Origin of the sequence: Mycobacterium sp. pUA109 (assembly GCF_041287095.1) — a bacterium.
In the GTDB taxonomy this organism is placed as follows: Bacteria; Actinomycetota; Actinomycetes; order Mycobacteriales; family Mycobacteriaceae; genus Mycobacterium.
On sequence record NZ_JBGGKS010000009.1, the window covers coordinates 148,844 to 166,051 of the forward strand.

The 17,208-nt window shown below is 69.0% G+C and carries 22 protein-coding genes; 12 read left to right on the plus strand and 10 right to left on the minus strand.

The window, feature by feature from the left end:
* Positions 1–76 precede the first annotated feature (76 nt).
* The 4 genes from ACAG26_RS12565 (at position 77) to ACAG26_RS12580 (ending at position 3,916) form a co-directional block, all read left to right on the plus strand.
* On the plus strand, positions 77–2,008 hold the full coding sequence (locus tag ACAG26_RS12565) for a flavin-containing monooxygenase (protein WP_370482604.1): 1,932 nt from the start codon (positions 77–79) through the stop codon (positions 2,006–2,008).
* A 1-nt stretch (position 2,009) separates the two neighbouring features.
* Positions 2,010–3,035 (plus strand): alcohol dehydrogenase catalytic domain-containing protein, encoded by a 1,026-nt coding sequence (locus ACAG26_RS12570; RefSeq protein ID WP_370482605.1) that lies wholly within the window; start codon positions 2,010–2,012, stop codon positions 3,033–3,035.
* 316 nt (positions 3,036–3,351) lie between these two features.
* Positions 3,352–3,582 carry an antitoxin gene (locus tag ACAG26_RS12575; protein ID WP_370482606.1) on the plus strand — a complete coding sequence of 77 codons (231 nt, stop codon included), beginning with the start codon at positions 3,352–3,354 and terminating at the stop codon, positions 3,580–3,582.
* Positions 3,569–3,916: a type II toxin-antitoxin system PemK/MazF family toxin gene (locus ACAG26_RS12580; RefSeq protein ID WP_370482607.1), complete on the plus strand. Its 348-nt coding sequence runs from the start codon at positions 3,569–3,571 to the stop codon at positions 3,914–3,916. Before ACAG26_RS12575 ends, ACAG26_RS12580 begins: the two co-directional genes overlap by 14 nt.
* A 208-nt stretch (positions 3,917–4,124) precedes the next feature.
* On the opposite strand, the gene ACAG26_RS12585 is transcribed toward ACAG26_RS12580, so the two are convergent.
* Both ACAG26_RS12585 and ACAG26_RS12590 read right to left on the minus strand, forming a co-directional pair.
* Positions 4,125–5,381 (minus strand): MFS transporter, encoded by a 1,257-nt coding sequence (locus ACAG26_RS12585; protein WP_370482609.1) that lies wholly within the window; start codon positions 5,379–5,381, stop codon positions 4,125–4,127.
* 4 nt (positions 5,382–5,385) lie between these two features.
* Positions 5,386–5,811, minus strand: coding sequence for a MarR family winged helix-turn-helix transcriptional regulator (locus ACAG26_RS12590; RefSeq protein WP_370482610.1), 426 nt, complete (start codon positions 5,809–5,811; stop codon positions 5,386–5,388).
* Between the two features lie 52 nt (positions 5,812–5,863).
* Between ACAG26_RS12590 and ACAG26_RS12595 the strand changes: the two genes are divergently transcribed.
* Positions 5,864–6,499, plus strand: a complete 636-nt coding sequence (locus ACAG26_RS12595) for a TIGR03086 family metal-binding protein (protein ID WP_370482611.1) — start codon at positions 5,864–5,866, stop codon at positions 6,497–6,499.
* Here ACAG26_RS12595 and ACAG26_RS12600 read toward each other — a convergent pair.
* Both ACAG26_RS12600 and ACAG26_RS12605 read right to left on the minus strand, forming a co-directional pair.
* Positions 6,489–7,928 (minus strand): adenylate/guanylate cyclase domain-containing protein, encoded by a 1,440-nt coding sequence (locus ACAG26_RS12600; RefSeq protein ID WP_370482747.1) that lies wholly within the window; start codon positions 7,926–7,928, stop codon positions 6,489–6,491. The two genes, ACAG26_RS12595 and ACAG26_RS12600, sit on opposite strands and share 11 nt — an antisense overlap.
* A 41-nt stretch (positions 7,929–7,969) precedes the next feature.
* Complete coding sequence (locus ACAG26_RS12605; protein WP_370482612.1) at positions 7,970–8,884, minus strand: alpha/beta fold hydrolase; 915 nt, start codon at positions 8,882–8,884, stop codon at positions 7,970–7,972.
* 115 nt (positions 8,885–8,999) lie between these two features.
* Here ACAG26_RS12605 and ACAG26_RS12610 point away from each other — a divergent pair, with 115 nt between their 5' ends.
* Positions 9,000–9,146: a hypothetical protein gene (locus ACAG26_RS12610; protein WP_370482614.1), complete on the plus strand. Its 147-nt coding sequence runs from the start codon at positions 9,000–9,002 to the stop codon at positions 9,144–9,146.
* 24 nt (positions 9,147–9,170) lie between these two features.
* On the opposite strand, the gene dtd is transcribed toward ACAG26_RS12610, so the two are convergent.
* Complete coding sequence (gene dtd, locus ACAG26_RS12615) at positions 9,171–9,602, minus strand: D-aminoacyl-tRNA deacylase (protein WP_370482615.1); 432 nt, start codon at positions 9,600–9,602, stop codon at positions 9,171–9,173.
* A gap of 75 nt (positions 9,603–9,677) precedes the next feature.
* Here dtd and ACAG26_RS12620 point away from each other — a divergent pair, with 75 nt between their 5' ends.
* Positions 9,678–9,995 carry an MTH1187 family thiamine-binding protein gene (locus ACAG26_RS12620; RefSeq protein ID WP_370482617.1) on the plus strand — a complete coding sequence of 106 codons (318 nt, stop codon included), beginning with the start codon at positions 9,678–9,680 and terminating at the stop codon, positions 9,993–9,995.
* Positions 9,996–10,014: 19 nt separating this feature from the next.
* Here ACAG26_RS12620 and ACAG26_RS12625 read toward each other — a convergent pair whose 3' ends face one another.
* Complete coding sequence (locus ACAG26_RS12625) at positions 10,015–10,692, minus strand: FadR/GntR family transcriptional regulator (RefSeq protein ID WP_370482619.1); 678 nt, start codon at positions 10,690–10,692, stop codon at positions 10,015–10,017.
* Positions 10,693–10,719: 27 nt separating this feature from the next.
* On the opposite strand from ACAG26_RS12625, the gene ACAG26_RS12630 reads away from it, so the two are divergent.
* The gene (locus ACAG26_RS12630) at positions 10,720–11,994 is read left to right on the plus strand and encodes a CynX/NimT family MFS transporter (protein WP_370482620.1); all 1,275 of its coding nucleotides are present in this window, start codon (positions 10,720–10,722) and stop codon (positions 11,992–11,994) included.
* Between the two features lie 81 nt (positions 11,995–12,075).
* A complete protein-coding gene (locus tag ACAG26_RS12635) occupies positions 12,076–12,222 on the plus strand; it encodes a hypothetical protein (protein WP_370482621.1) in 147 nt (48 codons plus the stop codon).
* Between the two features lie 19 nt (positions 12,223–12,241).
* Here ACAG26_RS12635 and ACAG26_RS12640 read toward each other — a convergent pair whose 3' ends face one another.
* On the minus strand, positions 12,242–12,883 hold the full coding sequence (locus ACAG26_RS12640) for a M15 family metallopeptidase (protein ID WP_370482623.1): 642 nt from the start codon (positions 12,881–12,883) through the stop codon (positions 12,242–12,244).
* A 126-nt stretch (positions 12,884–13,009) separates the two neighbouring features.
* Here ACAG26_RS12640 and ACAG26_RS12645 point away from each other — a divergent pair, with 126 nt between their 5' ends.
* A complete protein-coding gene (locus ACAG26_RS12645) occupies positions 13,010–13,519 on the plus strand; it encodes an isoprenylcysteine carboxylmethyltransferase family protein (protein ID WP_370482624.1) in 510 nt (169 codons plus the stop codon).
* A 33-nt stretch (positions 13,520–13,552) separates the two neighbouring features.
* On the opposite strand, the gene ACAG26_RS12650 is transcribed toward ACAG26_RS12645, so the two are convergent.
* Positions 13,553–14,362 (minus strand): helix-turn-helix domain-containing protein, encoded by an 810-nt coding sequence (locus tag ACAG26_RS12650; RefSeq protein ID WP_370482626.1) that lies wholly within the window; start codon positions 14,360–14,362, stop codon positions 13,553–13,555.
* Between the two features lie 106 nt (positions 14,363–14,468).
* Here ACAG26_RS12650 and ACAG26_RS12655 point away from each other — a divergent pair, with 106 nt between their 5' ends.
* Positions 14,469–14,930, plus strand: coding sequence for a hypothetical protein (locus tag ACAG26_RS12655; RefSeq protein ID WP_370482628.1), 462 nt, complete (start codon positions 14,469–14,471; stop codon positions 14,928–14,930).
* On the opposite strand, the gene ACAG26_RS12660 is transcribed toward ACAG26_RS12655, so the two are convergent.
* Positions 14,900–15,799 (minus strand): SDR family oxidoreductase, encoded by a 900-nt coding sequence (locus tag ACAG26_RS12660; RefSeq protein ID WP_370482629.1) that lies wholly within the window; start codon positions 15,797–15,799, stop codon positions 14,900–14,902. The two genes, ACAG26_RS12655 and ACAG26_RS12660, sit on opposite strands and share 31 nt — an antisense overlap.
* Positions 15,800–15,898: 99 nt before the next feature.
* Here ACAG26_RS12660 and ACAG26_RS12665 point away from each other — a divergent pair, with 99 nt between their 5' ends.
* Positions 15,899–16,459, plus strand: a complete 561-nt coding sequence (locus ACAG26_RS12665; protein ID WP_370482630.1) for a TetR family transcriptional regulator — start codon at positions 15,899–15,901, stop codon at positions 16,457–16,459.
* On the opposite strand, the gene yaaA is transcribed toward ACAG26_RS12665, so the two are convergent.
* On the minus strand, positions 16,456–17,202 hold the full coding sequence (gene yaaA / locus ACAG26_RS12670; protein WP_370482632.1) for a peroxide stress protein YaaA: 747 nt from the start codon (positions 17,200–17,202) through the stop codon (positions 16,456–16,458). The two genes, ACAG26_RS12665 and yaaA, sit on opposite strands and share 4 nt — an antisense overlap.
* Positions 17,203–17,208 lie beyond the last annotated feature (6 nt).

Consider the following 17,208-nt stretch of genomic DNA (forward strand, 5'->3'; position numbering starts at 1 on the left):
CCTCATTACGACACGAGCGGTAGCGTAATCGCCATTACGAAACCAGAGGTAGCGTAATTCCGAAAGGATTGCCTCGATGCGCAGCCGCTACGCCGGTGCACCGTTCACCACGCCGACGCCGGCGATCGCCGCCGCGTTGGAGGACGTCAGCATCCCCACGCTGCTGCTGTCCCTGGTGCACATCACCGGCGACCCCCGGTTCATCCGGGAGTTCAAACCCGCGGGCTTGTTCCTCAACGAGATCCAGGGGTTCATGTCCGAGGAGGACAAAGCCCGGGCCCGGGCGGCGGCGCTGCCGGTACTCACCGACTACCGCGACCGCGGCTGCCCCGAGCCCGCACCGCTGGGCCACGAACTCATCGCCGAAATGATGGACTGGGCGGCCTGTGAGCAGGTTCCGCCCGATTACCTGCCGCTGCTGGCCGAGGAGATGGACCTCGACGGGACCGACCCGCGCCGGCCGGCCCCGGTGGATCCGGAGCGGGCCGCCGAGCTGCCGGTCGTCGTGATCGGATGCGGCGAATCGGGGATCCTGGCCGGAATCCGGCTCAAACAAGCCAACATTCCGTTCACGATCGTGGAGAAGAACGCCGGGCCTGGCGGAACCTGGTGGGAAAACAGCTATCCGGGTGCGCGCGTCGACGTCGCCAACCACTTCTACTGCTACAGCTTCGAACCCAACAACGACTGGTCGCACTACTTCGCCGAACAACACGAACTGCGCGACTACTTCACCGCCGTCATCGCCAAACACGGTATCGGCGAGCAGGTGCTGTGGCAGACCGAAGCCGTTGGTGCGCACTGGGATGACGACGACGCGGCGTGGACGGTGTTGCTGCGCGCGCCGGACGGGTCACCCAGCAGGGTGCGCGCCCGCGCCGTCATCACCGCGGTCGGCCAGCTCAACCGCCCGCACATTCCGGATTTCGAGGGTGCCGACACCTTCGCGGGGCCGGCCTTTCACTCGGCGCGCTGGGACCATGCGGTCGACCTGACCGGTAAGCGGGTGGCGCTGATCGGCGCCGGCGCCAGCGGTTTTCAAATCGCGCCCGCCATCGCCGCCAACGTGCAACGGCTCACCGTCTTCCAGCGCACCGCCCAGTGGATGTTCCCCAACCCGATGTATCACGACCGGGTCGGCGACGGGATGCGCTGGGCGATGAAACACCTGCCGTTTTATGGCCGCTGGTACCGGTTCCTGGTGCTGTGGCCCGGCGCGGACAAGGGGCTCGACGCGGCGCGGGTCGACCCGAATTACCGCGACCAGGATTACGCGGTCAGCGACATCAACGCGGTGGCCCGGGTGATGTTCACCGATTGGATCACCAACCAGGTCGACGGTGACCAGGAGCTGCTGGCCAAGGTGCTGCCCGACTATCCGGCGACCGGCAAACGCACCCTGCAAGACAACGGCAGCTGGTTGGCCACCTTGCGGCGCGACAACGTCGAGTTGGTGCGCACCCCGATCCAGCGGATCACGCCCCGCGGCGTGGTCACCGCCGACGGGGTCGCCCACGACGTCGACGTCATCGTCTACGCCACCGGGTTCCGGCACACCGAGGTGTTGTGGCCGCTGGCCATCACCGGCCGCGGCGGTGCGGACCTGCGCTCCCGCTGGGGTCAGCGGCCGTCGGCGTACCTGGGGATCACCGTGCCGGACTTCCCGAATCTGTTCCTGATCTACGGGCCCGGCACCCACCTCGCGCACGGCGGCAGCCTGATCTTTCACTCGGAGCTGCAGATGCGCTACATCAACCACTGCCTGGACCGGCTGGCCCAGCCGAAGGTCCGCTCGCTGGAGCCGACCGCCGCGGCCACCGCGGCCTGGCATGCGCGCACCCAACGGGAGATCGCGAAGATGGTGTGGTCGCAGCCCTCGGTCAAACACTCCTACTTCAAGAACAGTGACGGGGAGATCCACACCGTGAGCCCATGGCGGCTCACCGAGTACTGGTCGGCCGTGCGGGAACCCGATTGGTCCCAATTCGTGCTGCGGGAGGAAAACTGAGATGCGCGCGGTAGTCATCGACGGTCCCGCCAGCATCCGGGTCGAGGGCCGGCCCGATCCGGTGTTGCCCGGTCCCGACGCGGCGATTGTCGCGGTGACCGCGGCCGCGATCTGCGGATCCGATTTGCACTTCTACGACGGCGAGTATCCGCTGGCCGAGCCGGTGGCGCTGGGGCATGAAGCCGTCGGCACCGTGGTCGAGGTCGGGGCGGCGGTGCGTACCGTCGCGGTGGGCGATCAGGTGCTGGTGTCGTCGGTGGCCGGGTGCGGGGCCTGCCCGGGCTGCGCGACCCGGGATCCGGTGATGTGTTTCTCCGGCCCGCAGATCTTCGGGTCCGGGGCGCTCGGCGGCGCCCAGGCCGAGCTGCTGGCGGTGCCGGCGGCACACTTTCAGCTGCTGGCCATCCCCGACGGGATCAACACCGAACAGGCGCTGTTGTTGACCGACAACCTGGCCACCGGGTGGGCCGCCGCCCAGCGCGCCGATATCCCGGTCGGCGGCACGGTGGCGGTGCTCGGGCTGGGCGCGGTGGGGCAGTGCGCGCTGCGCAGCGCCTTCGCCCACGGCGCGGCCACGGTGTTCGGCGTCGACGGGGTCGCCGGGCGGCGGGACCGGGCCGCGGACGCGGGGGCCACACCGGTCGAGGTGCCGGGCACCGCGGCCCTGTTGGCCGCCACCGGCGGCCGGGGCGTGGACGCGGTGATCGACGCGGTCGGCAGCGACGCGTCGATGACCGATGCGTTGGCCGCGGTGCGGCCCGGCGGCACCGTGTCGGTGGTCGGGGTCCATGACCTGGCGCCGTTTCCGTTCCCGGCGCTGGCGTCGCTGCTGCGCAGCGTCACGCTGCGGATGACCACCGCGCCGGTGCAGCGCACCTGGCCGCAGCTGATTCCATTGCTGCAGTCCGGCCGGCTGGATGTCGACGGCCTGTTCACCAACACCTTGCCGCTCTCCGAGGCCGCCAAGGGGTATGCGGCGGTGGCCGCGCGGTCCGGGGAGGAATTGAAGGTGATCCTGAGGCCGTAGCCCCTAACCCGCTAGTGGCACAGCGGTCACGTTGGTCCCGGACGTCACTCCAGCCTCGGATTTGCGGCCAGGTGGTGTTGCGCGAAAGCGATAGCGCATCCGATACCACCGCCGGGTGGTATCGCGGGCGCTATCCGTTTGGAGAACATCCTCCTGCTCCAGCCAGGGACTGCCGAGGCTGCTGGGGCACCTGAGGTCAGTCCCCGGCGGCGAATTCGGGGGCGAGGTCGTGGATCCGGTTTTCCCGCTGAGGTGTACCTTCCAAGGCGCTGGCGCCTTCCTTGCTACCTGATTGCTACTCGAGTAGCATCACCGTATGAAGCTCAGCGTGAGCCTGTCGGACCAGGACATCGCGGTGTTAGACGAGTACGTCAAGAGGGCCGGTCTGCCCTCGCGATCGGCGGGGCTGCAGCGTGCGGTGCAGATGCTGCGCTTTCCGGGCCTCGAAGAGGACTATGCCGAGGCGTGGGCGGAGTGGGTATCGGATGAGAACGCCGAGTCCTGGGAGGTTACCGTCGGGGATGGCGTGAGCGATGCTGCGCGGTGAAATCTGGCAGGTCGACCTGGAGCCCATCCGCGGTAGCGAGGCGAGCAAGCGGCGTCCGGCGGTCATCGTGAGCAACGACCGCGCCAACGCCACCGCGGCGCGCCTGGGTCGTGGTGTGGTCACGGTGGTGCCGGTGACCAGCAATACCGACAAGGTCTACCCGTTTCAGGTGTTGTTGTCGGCAGCGGCCAGTGGACTCGCGGTCGAGTCGAAAGCACAGGCCGAGCAGGTGAGATCCATTGCAACACAGCGGTTATTGCGTCGCATCGGTCGCGTTTCCGCTCCCGAACTCGCGGAGCTCGATGATGCGCTGCGACTCCATTTGGCGCTCTAACCTGCTCGTGGCACAGCGGTCACGTTGGTCCCGGACGTCACTCCAGCCTCGGATTTCCGACCAGGTGGTGTTGCGCGAAAGCGATAGCGCATCCGATACCACCGCCGGGTGGTATCGCGGGCGCTATCCGTTTGGAGAACGTCCTCCTGCTCCAGCCAGGGGCTGCCGAGGCCGCTGGGGCACCTGAGGTCAGTGCCCCAGCGGCGGTTCACGGCGCCTCGCGCACCAGATCGGCGCTCGGCTGGGTCCCGAACCGGATTCCGGTCGCGTCCTTACCCAGCAGCGATAAGACGGCGACCACCACCAGCACCGGGCCGATCGTGACCGCCAGCGCGAACGGATAGCCACGCGACGCGGCCAAATGCTCCTGCAACGGCAGGTTCAACGCCGGCAACAGATTGCCCAGCTGGTAGGTCACCCCGGGATAGAAACCGCGGACCGCGTCCGGCGACATTTCGGTCAGGTGCGCCGGGATCACCCCCCACGCCCCCTGCACGACGGCGAACATCAAAAACGCGCCCAGGCACAACAGCGCGGCCGCCTGCGAGTAGGCGAACAGCGGCACGATCGGCAGCCCGGCCAGCGCGCAGAACACGATGGTGTAGCGGCGGCCGTAGCGCTGGGACAACGAACCGAACACCAGCCCGCCGATCATGCCGCCGAGGTTGTAGATCACCACGATCCACTTGGCGGTCGCGCTGGACAGCCCGGCCCCGTCATGGTGGACGGCGGACAGGAACGTCGGGTACACGTCCTGGGTGCCGTGACTCATCCAGTTGAACGCGGTCATCAGCACCACCAGATAGAGGAACCGGCGGATAATCCGCGCATCGCGCAGCACGTCGCGAATCCTGGTACGGGTCACCCGCATCCGGTCGTGGGCGGCCTCCCACACCTCGGACTCCTTGACCCGGAACCGGATGATCAGGCTGACCAACGCCGGAAGGATGCTCAACCCGAACAGCCAGCGCCACGACAACCCCAGCCAGTTCGTCACCAGCAGCGACGCCAACGTCGCCAACAGATACCCGAACAGGTAGCCCTCCTGCAGCAGCCCGGAGAAGAACCCGCGCCGCTCGACGGGGACCTTCTCCATCGCCAGCGCGGCGCCCAATCCCCACTCGGCGCCCATCCCAACGCCGTACAACAGCCGCAGGATCACCAGCACGGTGAAGTTGGGTGCGAACGCACACAGGAACCCGACCACCGAGTAGAACACCACGTCGACCATCAACGGCACCCGCCGACCGACCCGGTCGGCCCACAGCCCGAACAGCAGGGCGCCCACCGGGCGCATGGCCAAGGTCGCGGTGGTGAGGAATGCAACTTCGGTGGTGCTGCGCCCAAAGCTTTCGGCGATGTCGGCGTAGACCAGCACCACGATGAAGTAGTCGAAGGCGTCCATCGTCCACCCCAACAGCGCCGCCACAAAGGAGTTGCGCTGGTCGGCGGACAGCCGCGTCATCGCGTCACTGCCCCGGGCTGAGCTGCTGGAGTGCGCGCAAAAATGCGCGCCGGTCGTCGGTGGACAACGTTCCCAACCATTGCTCCTCACCCCGCTGAATCTCTTCTTGGACAGCATCTTTGACGTCCCGCCCGGACGAAGTAATCGCCAGCAGGCGCACCCGGCGATCGTCGGGGTCGGGCCGGCGTTCGATATAGCCCCGCTGCTGCAGCTCGTCGAGGGTGGGGATGATCCGGGTCTTATCCGCGCCGATCGCCTCGGCCAGGGCTGCCTGGGTGCGCATGGGGGAGCGGTCCAGTGCCAGCAGCACGGTGTACGCCCACATCGACAGCCCGTGGGCCTCCAGCACCGGAAGTTCGGCGGCGATCAGCTCGCGCACCAACGGAGCAAGCATGGCCGCCAAGTCGGCGCGCTTCGTCCGCGACGTCATGGCGGAGATGCTAACCATTGACCAACGATATGCAGACGCGTACGATAAGCCGATGAATATTAATGAGGGAATCGGGGCGGACCTGCGGCCGCTGCACCGCATCGCCGTCCAAGCCAGCGTCGACGCGGTGAAACTGGTGTCGCGCGACGACCTGGCGCGCCCGACGCCGTGCGCCGGCTGGGACCTCGCGGACCTGCTGGCCCATATGACCGTGCAGCACCGCGGCTTCGCGGCGGCCGCGCGGGGACGCGGCGCCGCGCTCGCGGTGTGGGACGTCGCCGCGGTGGCCGGAGCGGTCCGGGACGATCCGGCGGGTGCGTACGCGGCGGCGGCGACGGAGGTGGTCGACGCGTTCGCGGCCGACGGGGTGCTCGACGCGCCGTTCGCGTTGCCCGAGCTGGCCGCGGAGGCGGTTTTCCCCGGCGCGCTGGCGATCGGATTCCACTTCGTGGACTACGTGGTGCACGGCTGGGACGTCGCCCGCAGCATCGGCGCGCCGTTTGAGCTGCCGACCGAGGTGGTCGCGGCGGCGCTGCCGCTGGTGTTCGCCATCCCCGACGGCGAGTTCCGCACCATGGACAACGCCCCCTTCGGGTTGGCCCAACCGATCCGCGGCGACGCGACCGACTTCGACCGCATCCTGGCGCATCTGGGCCGCTCACCACAGTGGTCGCTGGCTACTCGGTGAGCACCGGAGCCGACATGTGGGTCGCCGCGACCCGGCCGCGCAGCACCGCCGAGCCGTGCGCGGCCCACCGCCGTTGTTCGTCGGGGTCGGCCTGGGTCAGCGCGGTCCGCGAGCACAGCACTCGGGCGTCGGTGGCCTTGGCGTGATCGGCCAGCCGTGCCGCCTCGTTGACGGCGTCGCCGATCACGGTGTACTCGTAGCGGTTTTCGCTGCCGATATTGCCGGCGAACACCGGTCCGGCGGAGACCCCGATCCCGAAATCCACCATCGGCAACCGGCGCAGCTGGTGGCGCAGGTCGCGTGCGGTCGCCAACGCCGCCGAGGCCGCGCCGTCGGTGCGCAGCGGCGCACCGAACACGGCCAGCGCCGCGTCGCCCTGGAACTTGTTGATCAACCCGTACCGCTGGTCGACGGCGGCGACGACGATGCGGAAGAAGTCGTTGAGCACCTCGGCGACCTCTTCGGGGGGACGGGAGGCGGTCAGCGTGGTTGACCCGGCCAGGTCGATGAACAGGATGGCCACCTGCCGCACATCGCCGGTCAGCGTCTCCCCGGCTTGCACCGCGCGGTTGGCGACGGCGGTGCCGACGTGCCGGCCGAACAGGTCGCGTAGCCGGTCGCGCTCCTTGAGGCCGGCCACCATCCGGTTGAATCCGCTTTGCAGCCGCCCGATTTCGGATTGCTCATACACGTCGACCACGTTGTCCAGGTGGCCGTGTTCGATCTCGGCCATCGCCTCGACGACGTCGCGGACCGGGTCCGAGATCGAGCGCGCCACCAGGATCATCGCCCGCAGCCCCAAAAACAGCGCGACGAACGAGACCACCAGCACCGGCAGCTCCACCGATGCGGTCCGCTCAAGAATCCAGCCGTTCCACCGGCAGACGATCAGCATCACGACGGCCGCACTGGGCAGCGCACTGGTCACCACCCACATCGTCACCAGCCGGGCCAGCACACCGGGGGCCGTCTCGCGGCTCTCGAAATCCGCCGATGCCGCGGCCACGATGGGACGCAACGTGCGTTGGGTGAACAGCAGGCTGGTGCACACCGTGGCCGTTCCGCCGAACACGATGGCCAGCACCACCAACAGCGTCAACCGGGCGCCGGCGCCCAGGGCGATCAGCACGACGACACCGCCGCCGACCCACGTCGACAATAGGATCGCCGACTGGTTGCGCACCAGATTGATGGCGATGCGGCGCTGCCGCAGGTCGGGTTCGCGCCCGGCCACAAACCATTGCAGCGAGGACGCGATCGTCACCGCGCCGGCCACCGCCGCCACCACGGTGCCCACCCCGACGAGCACCGCCGTGGTGATCAGGGTGTCCGCGCCCCATAGCGTGCTCAGGCCGGCTTGTGTCTCGCCGCTGAGTGACACCATCACCGCGACGACCTCGACGGCGGTGAGCAGGTGGGCGAACGCCAACCCGGCCGCGTAGCGAGTCCCGAGCCGGACGGTGGGCGAAATCACTTCTGCCCGTGGCTGTCCCAGATTTCAATCATGGTGCGCAGGATCTCCTCGCCGCGGCCCAGCCCGGCGAGATGGCTTTCGCCCGGCAGGTGGTGCAGCTCGGCGTCGGGCAGCCGGGACACCACGTGCTCCCCGTGCGCGAACGGCACGATGTGGTCGTGGTCGCCGTGCCACCAGCGCACCGGCACCTTGACCTCGTCGAGCCGGAATCCCCAATCGCGGGAGAACAGCACGACGTCGGCGAACGGTGCGCCCAGTTGTTTGCGGCTGCCGTTGAGCAGGTCGTCGAGGAACATCGCCCCGAACTCGGGCCGCAGCAGCAGGCGGCGGTCGGCTTCCGGGGAGACCCGCGCGTACAGCCGCAGCGCGGGGGAGGCGAGCGGCCGGATGGTCCGGATCACCGCGCTGGCGGTTAGGCGCAGCGGGGTGCCGGCCACCTGCAGCAGCGGTGCGACCAGTGCGGCCAACGCCACCACACCGCCGCCGATCGCGTCGGGGCCGCTGGTCGGGGCGACACCGCCGAGCACCCCGGCGGCGACCACCCGGTCGGGCATGGCGGCCGCGCATGCCAGGGCGTACGGGCCGCCGCCGGACAGCCCGACCACCGCCATCTTGTCGGTGCCGAAGGTGTCGGCGATGGTGCGCAGGTCGTCGGCGAACGCCGAGAGGGTTTCGTACTGGTGGGGCGTCGACGATCCGGTCCCGGGCCGGTCGACGCCGATCAGCCGGATGCCGTGGTGCTGGGCGAACACCCGCGCCTCGGTCGGGATCTGCCGGCGGGCCCCCGGCGTGCCGTGCAGCCAGAAAATGGTGCGACCCTGCGGGTCGCCGAACTCCGCGAACCCGATCTGGCGGTCCTCGCCGACGGCGATGTTGCCTTCGATCTTGGGCCGGTCAATTGCGACAACCATGCGCAAGAGTGTTGCACGCGTGGTGTGCCGATCCCCCCGCTTTGCCAGTTGTGGTGTGGCGGGCGCTCCGCACTGCTGACATCTTGATGACTTGCAGAGCCACTAAGATGTCACCATGCGGACGACGATCCGGCTCGACGATGGCCGCTACACCGTCCGGCCGACCGGCCAGGGGGGTTTGCGCCACGGGGTGGATCTTTCGTCGAATGCGTCCGTCACCGAGACAATGCACGAAGGCGAATCACTCGATACCTTGCGCTGACGTTAACAATCTGCGGACGCTGGATCACAGCTCCAGCAACACGGTCACCGGACCGTCGTTCACCAGCTCGATCTGCATGTGCGCGCCGAACACCCCGGTTTCCACCTGCGCACCCAGCGCCCGCAACGCCTCCGCGAAGGCCGCGACCAGCGGCTCGGCGACCGGGCCCGGCGCGGCGGCGTTCCAGGACGGCCGCCGGCCCTTGGCGGTGTCGGCGTATAGGGTGAACTGGCTGACCACCAGGATCGGCGCTCCCACGTCGGCGGCGGCCTGTTCGCCATCGAGAATGCGCAGCCGCCAAAGCTTTTCGGCCAGTCGCTGCGCCTTGTCGACGTCGTCGCTGTGGGTGACACCGACGAATGCCAGCAGTCCATGCCGCTCAGGTCGGACCGCACCGACGACCTGGCCATCGACCGACACGCTGGCCGATGAGACCCGTTGCACCAGAACCCGCATGGGCGTCGATGCTGCCATCGGTGCGTGCGGGTGGCCAGCCCGGGTAGGCTCGGCCTGATGCCGGAGGTGAGGTAGATGTCTGTCCTGGTCGCGTTTTCCGTCACACCGCTGGGCGTCGGCGAGGGCGTCGGGGAGATCGTCGCCGAAGCGGTGAAGGTGGTCCGGGAATCCGGGTTACCCAACAAGACCGATGCCATGTTCACGGTGATCGAAGGCGACACCTGGACCGAGGTGATGACCGTGGTGCAGCGTGCCGTGGAAGCCGTCGCGGCTCGCGCGCCCCGGGTCAGCACGGTGATCAAGGCCGATTGGCGGGCCGGTGCGGTCGGCGCCATGACTGCGAAGGTGGAGTCGGTGGAACGGCATCTCAGGCGCGACGCCGACAGCGGATAGCTAGACGGCCTGATTCGAGTCAGCGCGGCTCGGGCAACTGGCCCAGCAGCTCGTCGAGGAAGCCGCCCGCCTCACGCCCGGCCGACTCGACGTCGCCCGCGGCGATCGCCGCGATGAGGTCGTGGTGCCCGATCCGGTCGGCCTCCACCGGTTTGGCGCTCGTCGTCGCCACGCTGGCCATGATCACCTCGGTGAGCCCGCGGTACAGCTCGGTCAACACCGGGTTGTGCGCGCAGCGCACCACCGCGAAGTGCAGTTCGGTGTCGGCCCGGACGAATTCGTCGCGCCGACCCTGGCGCTGCAGGGCATCGCGGCGCTCCAACAGGGTGCGCAGCTCGCCGAGATCCTGCTCGGTGCGGGCGGCGGCGGCCAGCCGGGCGCCCTCCACCTCCAGGCAGCGCCGCACCTGCAGCACGTCACGCAACTCCGAACCGCACAGCCGACGCAGCGCGCCGGAGACCTCGCTGGTGGCCCGCACGTAGGTGCCGTCGCCCTGCCGGACCTCCAAGATCCCGCTGTGGGCCAGCGCGCGCACCGCCTCGCGCACGGTGTTGCGGCCGACCCCGAGGGCCTGCGCCAGCTCCGGTTCGGTCGGAATCCGGGACCCGACGGGCCACTCCCCGGACGTCACGGAGTCGCGCAGCTGCCCAATGGCCTGGTCAACGAGGCCGGCGCGGTGCGTGGTGACCAACGGCACACCGTGCTCCCTTCATCCAATCATGGGATGTATGGGATCATACCCCAAGTGACCTGCGCAGACCGGAGCGACATCCTCGACCAGTACGAGCACGACCTCGAACTGGAACTGGAGGGCGCCACCGAACTGCGGCCCGCGGCGCTGGCCGCCGGCGGCGTGGTGCTCGCCGTGGCGGTGGTGTTGACCGCGCTGAACCTGCGCCCGGCGATCACCAGCGTGGGGCCGCTGCTGCCGGAGATGCGCGGCGCGCTGGGCGCCTCGGCGATCTGGGCGGGTGTGCTGACCACGTTGCCCGGATTGTGTTTTGCCGCGGCGGGACTGGCCGCACCGTGGTTGTCGCGGCGCATCGGGCTGGGCCGGGCCATCTCGGTCGCCCTGGTCACGCTCACCGTGGGACTTCTGGTGCGGGTGCTCGACGGCCCGGCGGTGGTGATCGGCGGCACGCTGATCGCGACCGCCGGTATCGCGCTGGTCAACGTGCTGATCCCGGTGGTCATCAAGGGGTCGTTCCCCGCCCACGTGGGGGTGATGACCGGCATCTACACGGCGGCGCTGCAGGGCGGCGGGGCATTGGGCTCCGGGCTCACCCCGACCCTCGACCACGTGTTCGGCGGCTGGCGCCCGGCACTGGGCGCGTGGAGCGTGCTGGCCGTCGTCGCGTTCGTGGCGTGGCTGATCGGCTCCCGCGGTTTCGGGACCGGCGACGCCGCGATGTCGACGACCGCGTCGCGGGGCCGGTCGCTGCTGCGCAGCAAGCTGGCCTGGACGGTCGCGCTGTTTTTTGGCACCCAGTCGTTTCTGGCGTACGTGGTGATGGGCTGGCTGCCCGAGGTGCTCATCGACACCGGAATGAGCGAGGGACGCGCCGGGCTGCTGCTGGGACTGATCTCGCTGATCGCGGTGCCGATCAGCCTGTTCGTCTCCCCGCTGGCCGCCCGCCAGTACAGCCAGACCGGATGGATCGTGGGGCTGGGCGTGTTCGGGCTGGCCGGGGTGGTGGGCCTGCTGCTCGCCCCGGCCGCCGCGCCACTGCTGTGGAGCGTGCTGGTCGGGCTGGGCATGAGCGTGTTTTCGTTGGCCCTCACCGTGATCGCGCTGCGGGCCCGCAACACCGAGGACACCGTGCGGCTGTCCGGGATGGCGCAGGGTTTCGGCTATCTGCTCGCCGGGGTGGGCCCGTTCCTGTTCGGTCTGTTGCACGACCTGACCGGCGCCTGGACCGCGCCGTGGCTGATGATGCTCGCCGTGTATCTGGTGCAGATCGTGATGGGGGCGCTGGCCGGCCGCAACCGGTACGTCTAACCGGTCGGCGCGGCCGGGAATGGAAACGACGTCACCGTGGTTGCAGGCCGCGTCGGTGTTTTCTGGTGTGAGGAACTGAGCATGAACAATCGTCTGCTCGTCGAAGACCCGTACGTGCACCTCGCGTCGGATGGTGTGAATTACGGCGCTAATGCGATCCGCTCGGCCATTTCGACGGCCGCATTGTTGGGGCTGCTGATCACCGCGTTTCTGTTGGTGCTGGTCTAAGCGACCAACCCTCGCCGGCTCAGTTCACCGGCGCGTCGAGAATGGGCCGATCGACACCGGCGCCGGGACCGTCGAAATGCCACCACTCACCGGAGTAGACCGTCAACCCGCCCGCGGTCATCGCGTCGCGCAGCGCGGCGCGGTTGGCCACCGCCTGCGGGTCGACGCCGTCGGTGGCGAACGCCAAAGCGCGGGGCGAGAAGTCGTCGAAGTCAGTGCCCATGTCGGCAAGGCGCCCGTCGGCGCTGGCCATCGTCACATCCACCGAGCGGCCGGCCTCGTGGCTGCGCGCAAACTGGCCGGGCCGGGCCACCCAGTTCGGGTTGGGGACCGCCTCGAACATCCGGACCTGCACCGCATGCGGCCGGTAGCAGTCCCAGAACAGCAGTACCCGGCCCTGCCGCGCGAGCGCTGCGGAGGCCGCGGTGAGACCCGACGCCAGCGATTCGTGCACCAGGCAGCGGGCATCGGCGGGATACAACGGGGTGCCGACAAAATTGTTCGGGGTCGCATAGCGCAGGTCGATCAGGGCGCTCGGAACGACGCTGCGGACGTCGACCAACCCGGCCGCGCGGGCTTGCGGGCTGACCGGGGGCACCGCGGGCGCGGCCGTACTCACACCGCCGGTGCCGCACATCAACACAACTACAGAACCGACCATGCGCCGCACCGCCACCATTCGGCCATTGTCCACCACCGATGCCCTGGCGGGACCGGTGGCGCGAGTGCTGCAATTCATCCAGGGGGAACCGGTGCTTTAACGGGCGAAGCGCAAGGGGATGAGACGATGCGCAGGTCGGTGGCCGCCGCGGGTACGGCGACGTTCTTTGTGGTGGCTCCCGGCACCGTCGTGGGGGTGATCCCGTGGCTGATAAGCCGCTGGGAGCTGGCCGGTTTCACTCCGGCGTGGCGGCTTGCGCAGGCCGTGGGCGTTCTGCTGATCGTTATCGGCCTTGTCCCGCTGGTCCATTCATTCGTGCAGTTCGCCAAGGCGCTCGGCACACCCATGCCGCTCGCGCCGACACAGCACCTGGTGATCACCGGGTTCTACCGCTTCGTGCGCAACCCGATGTATGTCGGACTGTTGTTCATGATTGTGGGTCAGGCAGTGCTGTTCGGTAGTCCCGGTGTGTTGCTCTACGCCGCCATCGCGTGGGTCGTCACAGCGGCGTTCATTCGCTGGTACGAGGAACCGACGCTGGCCCGCCAGTACGGCAGCCAATACGACGAATACCGACGCAACGTGCCGGCCTGGCTACCGCGCTGGCGTCCCTGGATGCCGCCCAGACAGTCGTAGGTAACGAATCGGCCCGTAGCCGGGTGGGTCCGATTAACGCTCTTCGCGGTCTCGCGCAAGGGATTCAAACGCATCCGCAGTCGCACGATCGGCGGGAAAGAGCAACTCGATCGCCAATTCTGAAATCGTGACTTCAAACGGCATGTCGAACGTGCCGAACATGCCAAAGAACGACCACTCGCCGCCGTCGGGCGCCCGGACTCTGACCGGGCCGAGGCTCTGCGCGAAGTCGGATTCGCTTGCCGGATCGCGCTCGTCGTCGACAGGCATGTGGTGCTCAAACGCCTCAAGGAGCTGTGCGAGCTGCTCGTCTGCGGTGACGGCGAGTTGGCGTTGAACGCGATCACGAAAGTAGGCCATCACGTCGCGGGCGTTGATGATGCGCGACATCAACGCCAGGCCGACGCCCAGGACGTTGACCGGAGGGTCGAGGAGTGCGGGATCGATGCCTTCGATGAACGGTTGGATGGCGGCGTTGGCGGCGACCAGGTACCAGTGACGGTCGAAGACCACCGCCGGATACGGCTCGTGACTTTTCAGAATCCGCTCCAGTGCCTCACGGACCGGAGCGAGTTCGGGTGCGCCGAACGGGTGCTCGGGGAATGCTGGCGCGTGCCCGGCGGCGAGCAGCAGCCGGTTGCGCTCCCGGAACGGGATCTCGAGGCGGTCGCCAACCCGCAGCAGCATGTCCCGCCCGGGCTTGGAGCGGCCGGTCTCGACGAAACTCAGATGGCGCGCCGATACACCCGCATCGAGAGCAAGCTCTAGCTGGGTCAGCCGCCGTCGCTGGCGCCACTCCCGCAGCAGCGGCCCGACCTGAGGAGCGGAGCCGGTGGTCGCCATCGGCACTGACTGTAACCGCACCGGGTTCGCAGCTCGATTACCCCGAGGTAATCGACAACATGACCTTGGGCCGGGACGATCCCTGGTAGGACCTTAGGAGGACGAGATGACCACATTGCTCCGACGGCTGGTCTGCGGCGCAGCCGGCGTCTCGATGATCATGGCATTGCTTCTGCCCTGGACCAGTGTTCAGAGCGCCGATCGCGGCGGCTGGGAGTTGTGGAAGCTCACTTTTCCGCTCTGCGTGCTCGTCGCCGCGTGCGCATTGACCACGGCGATCACCGGCGGACAGTTCGGCCTAAACAGGCCGGATGTTTCGATTATCGGCGCCACCGACCTTCTTGGTGTAATCACCACGGTGACTCTGGCTTGGTTGCTGTTTTACGACTTCCCAGCTCACGCCAGCCGCCAGCCAGCCCTCATCCTGGCGCTGCTATCGGCAGCCGCGGCAGCCTTTGCAGCTGCTGACTACGGCCCGCTGCGAGGAGCACCTCTATTTCCGCGGATGGTCGATCAGCGAAGCAGTAGTCGCCCGTCTCAAAGTCTTTCCAAATCCTCGGCGAAGTAGTGGCCCTGGTCGAGGTCCGCGAGCAGGCCCGGCCGGGTCGGTCGCCAGCCCAGCCGCTGCTGGGTCAGGGCGCTGGAGGCTCGGATGTCGAGCGCGAAAAACGCGCCGAGCCAACCGAAGTGGTCGAAGGCCTGCTCGACGGGGATCGAGGTCACCGGCAGGTTCAGGTGCCGGCCGATGACGGTGGCGATGTCGCGGACCGGGATGCCCTCCTCGGCGACGCCGTGCCAGATGGTGCCGGCGGGCGCCTGCTCGAGGGCCGACCGGAACAGCTGCGCGGCGTCGAGTCGGTGTACGGCCGGCCAGCGGTTGGATCCGTCGCCCGGGTAGGCCGAAACGCCCTTGTCTCGGGCGATGTCGATCAGCCGGGGAACGAAGCCGTGATCGCCCTCGCCGTGCACCGACGGTGACAACCGCACCACCGACGCGCGCACCCCCTGCGCCGCCAACGGCAGCGCCGCCGCCTCCGAGGCGCGCGGCAGGGCCGGGTCCGCCGGATCGGTTTCGGTGATTACCCCGTCCACGGCGGCACCGCCGAGGCCGGCGGTGACGACGAGGGGACGACCGGACCCGGCCAGCGCCGCACCGAGCGCCTCGATGGCGCGCCGATCGGTCTGGCCCGCGCCGGCGTAGTCGGTGAAGTCATGGTTGAACGCCAGGTGCACGACGCCGTCGGACCCGGCGGCGCCCGCGCACAGGCTGTCCGGGTCGCCCAGATCGCCGCGATGCACCTGGGCCCCGGCGTCCGCCAGCGCCCGGGCCGAAGAATCCGAGCGCGCCAGGCCGACGACCTGATGTCCGGCGTCGAGCAGTTCGGCGACCACGGCGGAGCCCACAAAACCGGAGGCCCCGGTGACGAATACCCGCATATTTCCACCTTCCGAGAAGCCGCCCGAAGCGGCAATGACAGTTACTGTCATCAACCATAGCACTGATGGCAGTCACTGTCATCACCTAGAATTGGGCGCATGAGTCGTTGGGAACCCAATGCACGCGGCCGCCTGGAGCAGGCGGCGCTGGAGCTCTACCACGAGCGCGGGTTCGATCAGACGACGGTGGCCGAGATCGCCCAGCGGGCCGGGCTCACCGAACGAACCTTCTTCCGGCACTTCGCCGATAAGCGCGAGGTGCTGTTCTGGGGGGAGGGGGCGCTGCACGAGCTGTTCGTGCACGCGGTGGCCGGCGCGCCGGAATCGGCGGCGCCGCTGGATGCGGTCGCGGCGGGTCTGACCGCGGCCAGCGACCTGTTCCACGACCGGCGGGAGCGGGCCCGGCAGCGTCAGGCCGTCATCGCCGCCAACCCGGCGTTACAGGAACGGGAGCTGGCCAAGCTGGCGTCGCTCGCCGCGGGGATGGCCGACGCGTTGCGCGGCCGCGGCGTGGCGGATCCGGCGGCACGGCTGGCCGCCGAGGCCGGGGTCGCGGTGTTCAAGGTGGCGTTCGAACGCTGGATCGACGACGCGAACCGCCAGGACCTCCCGGACCTCATCCGCGAGTCGCTCGCGGACCTCAAAGCGCTAGGCCGTTAGGCGGGCACCACCACGGTCAGCTGGCTGTCGTGGCGTTCCACCCGCATGCCGGCCCGGCGGGCAATGCCGGCCACCGCCGCGGCGTCGGCGGGTTCGGCGCGGCTGGTGGCCAGCGCCCGCGCCAGCCGGCCCTTGTGCGCCTTGTTGAAATGGCTGACCGTGCTGCGTCGGCCGTCGGCGTGCTCGGCGACCACGTCGACGCGGACGGCGCCCGGCAGCCTGCCCAGCGCGGCGTACGAACCGGAGCGCAGGTCGACGACCAACTCGCCGGCGGCGAGCTGGGTCAGCACCGGTTCCAGCGCCGGCCGCCACCGCGCCGTCAAACTGGGTTGTCCGGGCAGCTTGGAGGTCGCCGAGAGCCGATAGGCCGGCACCGGATCCTCGGCGCGCAGCAGCCCGAACAGCGCCGAACCGACCGCCAGCCGCGCGGTGGCGCGGGCGGCCGCCGCGCCGTGCAGCGACTCGACATCGAGCGCGTCATACAGCACCCCGGTGTAGCGGCGGATGGCCGGCAACGTCGGCGCGGCGCGCAGCGCCGCATTGCGGTCGATCTCGGCGTCCTGCGATGCGGACAGCCCCAACGCCCGTCGGCTGGCGGCGCGGTCGCCGGCCAGGGCGACGAGCTCATCGACCAGCGCGGTGCGCACCGGGGTCAATGCCGGCGCACTGAGCTCGTCCAGCCGCAGCGGCGGGCCCTCGCCACCACCACGTTTGGTCTCCGAGGGCGGCAACAGCACAATCACGGCGCC

Bases quoted from the DNA above. Each gene is read 5' to 3' on its own strand.
- ACAG26_RS12565 (WP_370482604.1), top strand. From the start codon at position 77: ATGCGCAGCCGCTACGCCGGTGCACCGTTCACCACGCCGACGCCGGCG.
- ACAG26_RS12650 (WP_370482626.1), bottom strand. From the start codon at position 14,362: ATGGCGACCACCGGCTCCGCTCCTCAGGTCGGGCCGCTGCTGCGGGAG.
- ACAG26_RS12635 (WP_370482621.1), top strand. From the start codon at position 12,076: ATGAACAATCGTCTGCTCGTCGAAGACCCGTACGTGCACCTCGCGTCG.
- ACAG26_RS12655 (WP_370482628.1), top strand. From the start codon at position 14,469: ATGACCACATTGCTCCGACGGCTGGTCTGCGGCGCAGCCGGCGTCTCG.
- ACAG26_RS12575 (WP_370482606.1), top strand. From the start codon at position 3,352: ATGAAGCTCAGCGTGAGCCTGTCGGACCAGGACATCGCGGTGTTAGAC.
- ACAG26_RS12585 (WP_370482609.1), bottom strand. From the start codon at position 5,381: ATGACGCGGCTGTCCGCCGACCAGCGCAACTCCTTTGTGGCGGCGCTG.
- ACAG26_RS12610 (WP_370482614.1), top strand. From the start codon at position 9,000: ATGCGGACGACGATCCGGCTCGACGATGGCCGCTACACCGTCCGGCCG.
- ACAG26_RS12570 (WP_370482605.1), top strand. From the start codon at position 2,010: ATGCGCGCGGTAGTCATCGACGGTCCCGCCAGCATCCGGGTCGAGGGC.
- ACAG26_RS12665 (WP_370482630.1), top strand. From the start codon at position 15,899: ATGAGTCGTTGGGAACCCAATGCACGCGGCCGCCTGGAGCAGGCGGCG.
- ACAG26_RS12590 (WP_370482610.1), bottom strand. From the start codon at position 5,811: ATGACGTCGCGGACGAAGCGCGCCGACTTGGCGGCCATGCTTGCTCCG.
- ACAG26_RS12645 (WP_370482624.1), top strand. From the start codon at position 13,010: ATGCGCAGGTCGGTGGCCGCCGCGGGTACGGCGACGTTCTTTGTGGTG.
- ACAG26_RS12595 (WP_370482611.1), top strand. From the start codon at position 5,864: ATGAATATTAATGAGGGAATCGGGGCGGACCTGCGGCCGCTGCACCGC.
- ACAG26_RS12620 (WP_370482617.1), top strand. From the start codon at position 9,678: ATGTCTGTCCTGGTCGCGTTTTCCGTCACACCGCTGGGCGTCGGCGAG.
- dtd (WP_370482615.1), bottom strand. From the start codon at position 9,602: ATGCGGGTTCTGGTGCAACGGGTCTCATCGGCCAGCGTGTCGGTCGAT.
- ACAG26_RS12660 (WP_370482629.1), bottom strand. From the start codon at position 15,799: ATGCGGGTATTCGTCACCGGGGCCTCCGGTTTTGTGGGCTCCGCCGTG.
- ACAG26_RS12605 (WP_370482612.1), bottom strand. From the start codon at position 8,884: ATGGTTGTCGCAATTGACCGGCCCAAGATCGAAGGCAACATCGCCGTC.
- ACAG26_RS12580 (WP_370482607.1), top strand. From the start codon at position 3,569: ATGCTGCGCGGTGAAATCTGGCAGGTCGACCTGGAGCCCATCCGCGGT.
- ACAG26_RS12640 (WP_370482623.1), bottom strand. From the start codon at position 12,883: ATGGTCGGTTCTGTAGTTGTGTTGATGTGCGGCACCGGCGGTGTGAGT.
- ACAG26_RS12630 (WP_370482620.1), top strand. From the start codon at position 10,720: ATGTATGGGATCATACCCCAAGTGACCTGCGCAGACCGGAGCGACATC.